General features: G+C 36.0%; 7 protein-coding genes. 6 read left to right on the top strand and 1 reads right to left on the bottom strand.

The genetic code is table 11. The features are described 5' to 3' along the window. The 4 genes from BB781_RS13580 to BB781_RS13595 form a co-directional block, all read left to right on the top strand. Positions 1-558 (top strand): transposase (locus BB781_RS13580; RefSeq protein WP_164997892.1); only part of this gene is annotated, 558 nt, incomplete at its 5' end. A gap of 400 nt (positions 559-958) precedes the next feature. Continuing rightward, the gene (locus BB781_RS13585; RefSeq protein WP_129582723.1) at positions 959-1,693 is read left to right on the top strand and encodes a hypothetical protein; all 735 of its coding nucleotides are present in this window, start codon (positions 959-961) and stop codon (positions 1,691-1,693) included. A 33-nt stretch (positions 1,694-1,726) separates the two neighbouring features. After that, positions 1,727-3,550 carry a prenyltransferase/squalene oxidase repeat-containing protein gene (locus tag BB781_RS13590; protein WP_094229021.1) on the top strand — a complete coding sequence of 608 codons (1,824 nt, stop codon included), beginning with the start codon at positions 1,727-1,729 and terminating at the stop codon, positions 3,548-3,550. A 271-nt stretch (positions 3,551-3,821) separates the two neighbouring features. Continuing rightward, positions 3,822-4,535 carry a DUF6973 domain-containing protein gene (locus BB781_RS13595; RefSeq protein ID WP_094229022.1) on the top strand — a complete coding sequence of 238 codons (714 nt, stop codon included), beginning with the start codon at positions 3,822-3,824 and terminating at the stop codon, positions 4,533-4,535. Positions 4,536-4,717: 182 nt separating this feature from the next. Here BB781_RS13595 and BB781_RS15850 read toward each other — a convergent pair whose 3' ends face one another. After that, entirely contained in the window at positions 4,718-4,855 is a 138-nt protein-coding gene (locus BB781_RS15850; protein ID WP_164997893.1) for a hypothetical protein, read from the bottom strand. Positions 4,856-5,392: 537 nt separating this feature from the next. Here BB781_RS15850 and BB781_RS13605 point away from each other — a divergent pair. Both BB781_RS13605 and BB781_RS13610 read left to right on the top strand, forming a co-directional pair. Further along, the gene (locus BB781_RS13605) at positions 5,393-6,541 is read left to right on the top strand and encodes a C39 family peptidase (protein ID WP_094229024.1); all 1,149 of its coding nucleotides are present in this window, start codon (positions 5,393-5,395) and stop codon (positions 6,539-6,541) included. A 144-nt stretch (positions 6,542-6,685) separates the two neighbouring features. Then, the gene (locus BB781_RS13610; RefSeq protein WP_164997894.1) at positions 6,686-8,245 is read left to right on the top strand and encodes a right-handed parallel beta-helix repeat-containing protein; all 1,560 of its coding nucleotides are present in this window, start codon (positions 6,686-6,688) and stop codon (positions 8,243-8,245) included. Positions 8,246-8,823 lie beyond the last annotated feature (578 nt).

An 8,823-nucleotide genomic window follows, 5' to 3' on the forward strand; every position in this document is an offset into this window, starting at 1 on the left:
AAGTACAGTGTACTTTCAGGTACAGGATATACTGATACCTGTATTGTTGATAGGTTGTTTGGATTGCCGGTTTACTGGGATGCTGTGGATGCGAGTAAAAATGACAATACTATATTCCAGGAAACGATAGATAAGTGTACACAATCAACAGCTCAAAAACCTGTCATGCTGATAGCAGATGCCGGACCTGATAGTCATAGGTCAAATTCAACTGTGCTCGATAAACAGATCATTCCTGTCATAGCTGCAAGGTCCAATAGTGTTGGAACTGTCCTTAAAACCGACAGAGGTAACCATTTCAGAGCGATCTATATCCCCAGGATATATCATCGGATACTTCAAAAGATCTATGACCTGAGGACTTGTGTTGAAAGGAAAAATTCTAACGAGGTCGTTGGATACAATCGATCAAAAACACTAACAAGAGGTAATGAGTGGGCTAAGTTGTTTGTTTCAATAAGTAACATAACTGCACTACTTACGGCACTGGCAGCATTTAAGGTTGAAAGACTTGACCTGATTCGTGCTCCAAGTGCTTTTAGGAAGTTGAGGATTTGAGGGCATAAAAGGAAATTTTAGCCAAAAGAAGCAGTTGTAAGAGTTAATGGGCCATTTAAAGGATTAATGGGATGAATGGTTAAACCTCACTTGAATAATAGAGATTACTTTAAAAAGAGTTTCAATCGACTGCATTGCTAATTATATATTGAAGTAACGGTGTTACTTTTCATTAAAATGATATTATGACTTATCATTCATTTCGAGAAAATGGCCATAAATGTTTTATAGGATGTTAATATTTTTTCTATTACTACATGAAGAAATGTAGCCGAAATCCAGGCAGTATTAGCGATATCGTCCTGGATTTCGGAGTTGCCCTGAGGCATGGTAATGTTAGCTTTTATTGAGTTTAAGCTTTGCGTTTCTTGCCTCGGGAGTAGTAGAATGAGGTATGAAAATGAAACAAAATAGAATAAAAGCTGCTTCGTTATTGATGGCGATGCTGATATTGTGTATGGCGGTTATGCCTGCAGCAAGTGCGAAGAACATTACAGACAAAGAGGATAATGAAAGATCTGGTCTTTTTGGAGTAGAAATGCCAAATGAATTGAAAAAAAATGTAATCCAACTGGATCCTTATACATTTGTAGCTAAGTCAGGCATTAAGGACAAAGAGGCATTTTATGCTGCTTGGGAAGAGTATGAGAAAAAAGTTCTTGAACAAAAGCGAAAAGCAGTGAGTGACGAACAAGTTACAACAAAGGGGACCATTACTTTAGATGACTATGGTTTCGATACCTATACAACAAGTGTGGGTGGATCAAACGTTGAAGGAAAGACCTATTTCCATGGAGTCAGAGAAACAGAATTAACGGAGGTTGTTTTTACTGGAAACGGATATAATCGGGGTAAATGGTATGGATCTGGTGATGTAGATGAAATCACACTTGATACTTCAGTCGTAATAAGTGGAATGTCAGTTTCTCTTAGTGTCCCAGCTGGATTTACTGTTTCTGGAAGCGGTAACACGGCTTCATTTGGTGATGAGTATGAAGACACTGCATATGCAATTCACGTTTATGAGAATCTGGAAGCATCTGGTTCCTGGCTTTATGATTTCGATCAGAACGATGGCCAGTCCTTTAAGTTTGGCAGTTCTACGTACAGAACACATACTCATGTAGACCTTTGATTAAGATTCAAGATATAAAAATGGGGGTTTAAAATGCGTAGAAAGATACTGGTATATGTAATACTAATGAATATCATTATTAGTGGATGCATATCTACATATTCACGTCAAAACACGCAGGTTCAGAATATACAAGATCACGAATGGGTTTCTAATACCTCGAAGTTGTTTGCGGAGGCTCGTGGAATTGATGGCGGATATTCTGATTTTCCCCCACAGTTTTTTTCTTTTTACTCGACATATTATTTCTTGTCATGTCTGGATATTCTTGATAAGGATATGAAATACAAAGACGCTACAATTGATTTGCTTTTATCAAAAGAACAGGATTTGCTTAAAAGTGATGACATAAACTTAAATGATCTCTATTTTTTAACGTTGAGTTTAGATCTTCTTGAAACTCAGCCTGATAACAAGTCAGCGTTGATATCCAAAGTTATGAATCTGAAAAATTCTGATGGCTCGTTTTCTGAAGTAAAAGGGAGTGAAGGTACACTTTTAGATACATATAGAGCTTTGAGTGTACTGAAAATTGCAGGCGCAGATTTAGACCAAATTCCTGATACAAAAGATTGGTTAATTGGAAAATGGAAAAATACTGGGGAAAGTACTCAATTATTGGATATTACGAGTGAATTTAATCTGCTATATTATGCCCTTGATCTTTATGGTGTTGATATTCGAACTTCTAAAGAATATGCTCAAGAAACTAATTGGATACTTGAACAGAGATATAATATCGAATCACAATTAGAATCGATCCCTGAGAACGAGATTGATTTAATTACCTTGGATTCATTTACTGAGTTTTTATCGATAACTGGTGGTATTCGTTCAGATATAAAGACAACTATCGAATCTTATCTTATTAGCAAGCAGTTACCAAGCGGTGGCTATAATGTTTTTCATGAAAAATATGGGGAATCTCAAGGGACTTATTTAGCGTTAAAAATGTATTCTATCATTGGTGCTGACTTGAATGATAATGATGTTCCATTTATCTATCGTCATGAAGTTCTTGATGGTAGTGGAGGATTTCGTTCATCTTATCGCTTAATATCTTCTGCAGAGAATACCTATCTTGCTGTTCAAGCCTTAAAAGTCCTGGGTGAAGATGTTCCTGATGAAGAAGTATATGATTATCTGGGGACGAAATTGGATTCTAGCTATGTAAATCCTAAAGATGTATATTTTATAGTTACGACATGCCAATTACTTGACAAAGAAATTCATGTGGACAAAAAACTTGTTGAATGGATAGAGGATAGTATAGGAGATATTCTAAATAAGGAGAATCAGGATTTAGAAGACATCGTGAATTTAATGTATTTAGTGGAAACAGCAAATTATTTGGATATAAACCTGGATTTTACCAACAAGGATGATTTTACAAAAAGAATACAATATCTCCAAACAGAAGAAGGCGGATTTGGCTTTGAATCTCCGGATATCATTATGACATATTATATTGTGATGATTTTATCTGAGCTAGGAAGCGAGCCTTTAGACAAAGAATCATGTGTTTCGTGGTTAAAGGATGGTCAAATCGAGGACGGAGGTTTTGCAATGAGAAGAAATGGAGTTACTGCAAATGGTTCTGATATGTATTCTACTTATATTTCGATGTCATGCTTGAGTGTTTTGGAATCAGAGCCCAATAACCCTGAAGAATTATTGATTTGGCTAGATAATTGTAGAGTTGGAGCAGGAGGGTTTAGCTTTACAATAGATTATGCTCTCATTGATGCAACGATGAACTCTTCTGAGGCATCCTTAGAAACAACTGCATGGGGACTTATAGCGTGGAACCACTTATCGAATTCAGTAGGACGAAGTGAGGAATTGGATTTACAATGATACAAAACAAGATCGTGGGAAAAAAGTAGAATTGTAGAATTATTCCTCTTTTTTTGAGTGGGGGCTTCAGTTGGATGAAAGGGCCATAACTATTTTATGTATTGCTAGTATTCCTTTTTGTACTACATGAAGAAATGTAGCCGAAATCCAGACAGTATTATGGAGATATCGTCCTGGATTTCGGAATTGCCCTGAGGCATGGTAATGTTAGCTTTTATTTAGTTTAAGCTTTGCGTTTCTTGCCTCAGGAGAAAGAAAATGAGGTATGAAAATGAAAATAAACATTAAATTTGGGCTTGGTACGATTCTTGCGGCAATGTTGCTGGCAAGTTTTGTGCTTATGCCGGCAGTGAGTGCAGAACAAAGCAAGAAGATTAATGATGATTTATCAGAATCACAGATGTTGCAATATGTTGATATAGAGGAGTTACATGCTGAAGTAACTACCTATATAGAAAAACATCCAGATGCAACTGAAAAACAGATCAATGATTATACTATCAAGAAAATCAGGGAATTATATGGCAAATCAAAAAGTGATGGAACTATATCAACCAAAATAAGTTATTATGGTTTTACGCTAAATCCCGCTGAAGAAGCACTATTTTATGAAAATTCATGGAAAGCCATAAATTCTTGCTATTATGGTAAGAAAGCAATGGATAGAACAAAAAGTATTTTTGGATTCAATGGGGCCGACGACGCAAGTGATGCATTCCGCCATACTTATTGGAATGCCTTAATGGTTAAGCACATTGATTATACATGGGCAGAGAGATGGGCAACAGCTCATGAATATAATTCATCGGGTTTGCCAAAGACTATGGATCTCTGGAATAATAATAAAGGAAGGGGAATTGGTAATAACAACCCTTCTGCAAGCGATAGTACCATCTCTAATAAAGTTGTAATTGTATTAAATTCAGGTAATCAACTAAAGAAAATTGTAAACAACAACTTAGTGTATACTTGTAACGAAATCTGAATAGATATTACGAAGATACTTGTATTCATCGTGTCTCGGATACGTCCGAGACTTTTTTATACAAATAAAGGAATAAACATGCCAAATCGAAAAATCATTTATTTCAATCTTATATCCCTTGTCTTACTATTGTTCTATATAACTTTACACTTATTCATAACAGGATTCAATATAGAAAGCGTTCAATCCAGTGGAGGAGGTCTTTCATATGCAAAATTTAGTTTTTTTGGTCCTTGTATTATTGATATTAATGGCAATGAATCCAGCAGTCTGATTTCACCTTCCATTGTAATGGCTATATTGCTATTTTTTAATTCCATAGTTTTGTTGAAACACAAATTCCCTAAACAAGTTGTTTTAAATACTGTCCTTCTGATTCTGACGGTATTTTTGTATCACATATTTCTAAACGATTTGAATTCAAATCTGGAACTAGCTGTAAGATCAAATTCATTCTGGTTGAACGAGTTGAACTTGTTTGGGTATGAGTTTTTTGAGAATATCGAGAAAACAGTTGTCAATGGGTATAATTATTCTGTATTTCCCATTGTTATCTCAATAATCTATACTGCTTCAAAATTGATGTATCGGAGTCAATAACCTCTGAATAAAGAGATAACTACCCTGTACACATCCAATTTATGTAGAACGTTAATGTTTGAGAAAAGGGCCATAACTGTTTTAGAAAGTGCTAGTGTTTTTTATTGCCACATGAAGAAATGTAGCCGAAATCCAGACAGTATTAGCGATATCGTCCTGGATTTCGGAATTGCCCTGAGGCATGTAATGTTGACTTTGTTTGTTCTTAAAGTTTGCGTGATCTTGCCTCAGGAGTAATTTAAATGAGGTAAGAACGAATGCAAAAATTGAAAACAAAAGCAATTTTTGGTGTAATGCTGCTAATGTTGGTGGCATTTATACCTATAGGAAGTGTTCAGGCAGAAGGACTGTCTGATAGTTCGGATGTCAAACAAGTAACCATAGAACTTGATCAAAAAGACGGTGTTCTGATAATTCCAACAGAAGACAAAAAGATCACTGACTTAAGCATAACTCCTACCATTGAAAAACCTGAGACTGCACATTTATCGGGCACCATCGATGAGAACAATCTTGTCATGCTTGAAGGTGTGATAACACTTGATGGTAAAGATGAGAAAGTTCAATTGTCCGGTGAAGCAACACAGGTATTTGTTGGCTGGGATGTACCTGAAGGAGCAAAGCCGATCTATACCGAAGTGGCAAACAGGACAATGACCCGTTATGAGGGTGCAACAGAAATGTACGCAACCTATGTCGATGTTAAAGATAAAGAAGGTAAATATAACCTGCATGGAGAATTCTATGAAGACGGTATTGGAGGATTTGTAGGTACTGTAGAGATCGAAGGAAAAGAATGCCAGCTTGGTCTTTTAGGCGATTCTGTCAGCATGTATGAAAGTGTAACTCCTGTAGTTGAGACTAAGAGTAGCTACTTTTTGACTGTTCCACAGAGGAGTCAGTGGGAAATATACTATTATCAGCATAATTGGAATGCAGCAAATAATGCTTGTGGCCATACGAGTGCTGCAATGCTCGAAGAATACTGGTCTGGAAATCATCCTTCGATATGGAGTGTCTGGGAAGCCAGTGGCTGTACAAATATGAATTCCGTTAAAGCACAAACGTATTTGAATGGAAAGGGAATTTATCTGGAAAGAGGTGTCGAAGAGGGAACCCTTTCTGGAACGATCGATGAGATAATAGATATGATTGATGATGAAAGACCGTTTTTCCTGACCGAAGAAAGTCTATGGGGCACTTGTCATGCAGTAGTTCTTAGAGGATATAGCTATGGTTCAGGCACATATCCCTTCTTCCGGCTGAATGATCCAAATACGTTGACCGGTACGAATGTAATGTATTGGTATGATGAGGACGATATCAGCTTCAATTACGAAGAGAACGTCTATGAATATGAGGGATCTACTGACGATTCATCTACAGGATATTCTTATTTGGGATGAGAACATCAATTTAGTTAAAAAGTGGACTTAATAGTTCACTTTTTATTTATAAATGGAAATATAATCATGCTTAAAAATATATTCATGATATCTTTTTTACTTTTGACAATGAGCTGTGTGTCTGCAACTACAATTACAGTGGACATGAATAGCAGTGAAGCGAATAATTCTTTTTCTTCAATTCAGGATGCCATTGATTTTTCTCAAGCGAACGATTCTATAGTGATTTATGATGGGATTTATTCTGAAGTACTAATTATAGATAAACCATTGGAATTAAGATCCAGTTCTCTTAATCCGAATGATGTTATTATTGTTTCGGATGAAGCATCTACGCCAATAATCCATGTGATCTCGAATAATGTAGAGATCACAGGCCTGACTATTACAGGAAAGGACGAGGGACAACCAGTATCAGGAGTTTTTTTAGATAACGTAGAGAATTCCCTTATAAACAATAATAAGATCTCTAATACTCAGGATGGTATTTTGGTCAATAGATCTTCCGGGAACTATATTCAAAACAATGTTTTATCATCAAATACTGTGCATGGGATTTATCTTGTCAATTCAAACGATAACGATTTGATAGAAAATCGTATTCATGACAACGAGCGTGGATTATATCTGAAAAATTCTAGCCGAAATGTTGTAGAGCAGAACGAGGCTTACGATAATTTGTATTACGGGATAGCTCTCTTGGATTCGGATACTAATAATATCACAAATAACCGGCTTTTTCTCAATGAGTTTGGTCTGAGTTTGACAGGTGCTAATTATAACCTGATCCGTGACAATTATGTTTGTGATAACGAGCAGCATGGTTTTTTATTATGGGAAGCAACTTCAAATAATCTAAAGGGAAATTTTCTGGCGAGAAATGAAGATTCTGGTGTGTATCTTAAACTGTTTTGTTCGAATAACATCGTAGTTGAAAATTGCATTTCGAGCAATTTGAATGGAATTTCAATTGGTGAGAGCAGTAATAATTTTATTATGAACAATACTTTCAGCTCTAACGAGAACTATGCTATTTTCCATTTGTTGGCAGGCGATGAGAATATCATTAAAGGAAATACTTTTCAGGATAACTCCTCTGAGAACAAAAAGATCGTATTTTGGCAGCAAATTGTGTTATTCATTTTGGCTTTTGCAATAACGGCCTTAATAGCATACTATTTTAAGATATCATGGTTGAAGAAAGGTCTTTTCGGTTTAGGTATATTGATAATAGTATCACTCATTTTGCTCATTGCATGGTATTTCCCATTTGAGTCTGATCTGCCCGCAAACAATGTCTATGTCGAGAATTTAGAGTTCAATGCAAGTCCCATAAACGAAACGCATTCCAGTGTTGCTCTTTCGATGAATCTGAATTATCTATACAAAAACTCTTTTTCTCATTCTAATGAACATGGTGAAATGACGGATCAGTTGCCGGTCATTGTTCAGGTGATTTCTTCAACACACGCAAACGGGCCAAATTCCGATACGAGAGAAGTATTGGAATCTGAAGAAGAAATTGTTCTGGAGTATTTGGGCGAGAATCCCTATGAATGTACGATTGATCTGGAATCTGGAAAAGAGTATTCTCTGGCGGTCCATGTACAAATGATAGAAGAATTGCCATATCCACACCCGTACTACGGAGAAATGAGGTGGGAGTTTCTTGGAGGACATCGCGAGAGATTGGATTTAAGATGATAACACAAGGTAGGGTCCACTTGCATTATTTCTTTGGCTCTGTAGAAATCCTGCTGATTGCAACTTAAAAGTCAGCAATTGAAAATTACTGGATAAACGCAACAGTCTTCGGTGCAGCACTTGGTACGGCAGCGAAGGAAGGTGCCGCCTGCGGCGAATGATTGCGTTGCTCTTTGTTTGTTAGTGGATCTTGTAGAACTGACAGAAACCTCTAGCACTATATTCTTCATAAATAATAATTTAAATGAGGCTTAACCATTTTCCTTTAAATTTCTTCTTTACCCATAATTTCCATTTAGGACACCTATTTATGCAAAAATTTACTTAAAACAAGTCTAAATCCAAATTTAACCTATATAGAAAGGATTATACCTAATTAAAGCTATATTATGTTTGCAATCGTAAAAATAACTCGTAAAAAGGTATAATCCATGATTAAGATTACTGGCAAGGGATATAAGAAAGTATTGCTTCAATTATGTGACTTTACAGAAAATTGTGAAGTAAACAGTATAAGTTTGAAAAGTGTTAAAGGCATAAGAGAATACGAAAAATTATTTGGAAAAAAGATAGAGGCC

The organism is Methanolobus psychrotolerans, assembly GCF_002243045.1.
GTDB classification, from domain to species: Archaea; Halobacteriota; Methanosarcinia; order Methanosarcinales; family Methanosarcinaceae; genus Methanolobus; species Methanolobus psychrotolerans.